This is a genomic window from Rhodosalinus sediminis (genome assembly GCF_003385555.1).
In the GTDB taxonomy this organism is placed as follows: domain Bacteria; phylum Pseudomonadota; class Alphaproteobacteria; order Rhodobacterales; family Rhodobacteraceae; genus Rhodosalinus; species Rhodosalinus sediminis.
On record NZ_QOHR01000063.1, the window covers coordinates 1 to 2,354 of the forward strand.

Genomic DNA, 2,354 nt, shown 5'->3' on the forward strand with positions numbered 1-2,354 from the left:
TGCTCTTGCTGCTCACCGGCATCGTCTTCGTCACGGGCGTGCTGCGGAGTTGGTTCAGCCCGGAGAAGACCCGCGCGATCCTCGCGGGCAAGAACCAGTTCTGGGGCTATCCGCTGGCCGCTGCGCTCGGCGTTCTCACGCCCTTCTGCTCGTGCTCCTCGGTGCCGCTCTTCATCGGCTTCGTCTCGGCGGGCATTCCGCTGGGGGTGACGTTTTCCTTCCTGATCGCGGGGCCGATGGTCGGGCCGGTGGGGCTCGGGCTGCTCTACGGCCTCGTCGGCTGGCAGATCGCCACGATCTACCTCGTCTTCGGGTTCTCCATCGCCACGGTGGCGGGATTTGTCCTCGGACGCATGGGGCTGGAGCGCTACCTGCAGGACTGGGTGCGCGAGCTGAACGCGGGCCCCGTGGGCGACGTGCCGGAGGAGCGGCTGACCCTCGTCGATCGGCTGAAGATCGGCCTGGACCAGGTGCGCGAGATCGTGGGCAAGGTCTGGATCTGGGTGCTTGTCGGCATCGGCATCGGCGCGGCGATCCACGGCTACGTCCCCGAAGAGCTGATGCTGCGGATCATGGGCGGCGAGGCCTGGTGGTCGGTGCCCGCGGCGGTCGTCGTGGGCGTGCCGATGTACACCAACGCGGCCGGCGTCATCCCGATCGTGGAGGCGCTTCTCGGCAAGGGCGCAGCCCTCGGCACGACGCTGGCCTTCATGATGTCGGTGATCGCGCTGTCGCTGCCCGAGATGATCATTCTCAAGCAGGTGCTGACCTACCGCCTGATCGCGATCTTCCTCGCGGTCGTCGCGGCGGGGATCCTCGCCACCGGCTTTCTCTTCAACTTCCTGCTCTGAAAGGAGATGCACATGAAAACCGTCAAGGTCTACGGCCCCGGTTGCACCCGCTGCGAAACGACCGAAGCCATGGTCAGGGATACCGCCGCCCGGCTCGGCACCGACGTCGCGGTCGAAAAGGTGACCGACGCGAAATCCATCGCCATGGCGGGCGTCATGTCCACGCCGGGCATCGCGGTCGACGGCAAGCTCGTTCACACCGGCGGCCTGCCGGATGCGGGGAAGCTCGAAGACTGGCTGCGCGCATGATCCGCGCTCTCGTCGCCGCCGCCCTTGTCGCGCCGAGCATTGCCTTTGCGGATGTCCTCGACGTTGAACCCGTCACGGAGGATGTCTGGGCCATCGTCGGCCCGATGGAACAGCGCGACCCGGAAAACCTTGGTAACAACGCGACCTTCGGGCTTGTCGTGACGTCCGAAGGGGCGGTGCTGATGGATCCAGGCGGCTCTTGGCAGGGCGCCGAGAAGCTGCATGACGCCATCCGCACAGTCACCGATCAGCCGGTGACCCATGTCGTGAACACCGGCGGGCAAGATCACCGCTGGCTCGGTAACGGCTATTGGCAGGCGCAGGGCGCCACGGTGATCGCGTCCGAGGCTGCGGTGGAGGACCAGAGGGCCCGCGCCTCAACGCAGATGACGGCGCTGTCGCAGCTGATCGGGGACGCGCTCGAGGGAACCGAGCCCAGCTTCGCGGATGTGACTTTCGCCGATGCCTACACGCTCGAGGTGGGCGGGCTGCAGGTCGAAATCGTCCATCCCGGACCTGCACACACGCCGGGTGACAGCTTCGTCTGGGTGCCGGCGCGCGACACGGTCTTCACCGGCGATATCGTCTATGTCGAGCGCATCCTCGGCGTGGGCGACCAGAGTTCGATCACTCACTGGCCCGACGCGTATCTCGCGGTGGAGGCGACGGGTGCGTCGCATGTCGTGCCGGGGCACGGCGGGCCTACGACCATGGGCCGCGCGCGCGCCGACACTTACGACTATCTGATGAACCTTCGCGCGCATATCGGCACCTTGCTCGAAGAGGGCGGTGGCATCATGGCTGCGCCGCGGGTGGACCAGTCGGCCTTCTCGCGGCTGGAGCAGTTCGAGGCGCTGGCTGGCCGGAACGCGCAGACGGCCTTTCAACAGATGGAATGGAAGTGACAGGGGGTAATCCGGCGGCTGCCGAGGCAAGCTCGGCCAGCCTTCGGAGACGGACGGGCTTCATCTCATTTGCAGACCCGGGCCTCTGGTCGATTTCGGCAATGACAGAAAAGGTTGAGTTTTGACCGCCGACCGCCCAACAGCGGACCTTAGACCCCATGATCGCGCGAGCGTGACCGCCCGGAGCGACCGCGCTTTCAAGATGATTGCGTCTGGCCCCGTGTCACCCGACCAGACGGCGCGGCAGGCCCGCGCCGCGGGCGCCTGCTTCACTCGCGCCGCGCCAGGCCCTCGCCGGACCGGAGCGCGCGGGCGGTCTCGATGACTGTGAACCGGCATGGAAAAAGGA

3 protein-coding genes are annotated in these 2,354 nt (G+C 66.8%); all 3 read left to right on the forward strand.

What is annotated here, in order from left to right:
• On the forward strand, window positions 1-851 hold an 851-nt coding region (locus DRV84_RS15020), incomplete at its 5' end, for a permease (protein ID WP_147298886.1).
• A 12-nt stretch (window positions 852-863) separates the two neighbouring features.
• Window positions 864-1,100: a thioredoxin family protein gene (locus tag DRV84_RS15025; protein ID WP_115982133.1), complete on the forward strand. Its 237-nt coding sequence runs from the start codon at window positions 864-866 to the stop codon at window positions 1,098-1,100.
• Window positions 1,097-2,005: an MBL fold metallo-hydrolase gene (locus DRV84_RS15030; protein ID WP_115982135.1), complete on the forward strand. Its 909-nt coding sequence runs from the start codon at window positions 1,097-1,099 to the stop codon at window positions 2,003-2,005. Before DRV84_RS15025 ends, DRV84_RS15030 begins: the two co-directional genes overlap by 4 nt.
• The last annotated feature ends 349 nt before the right edge of the window (window positions 2,006-2,354 follow it).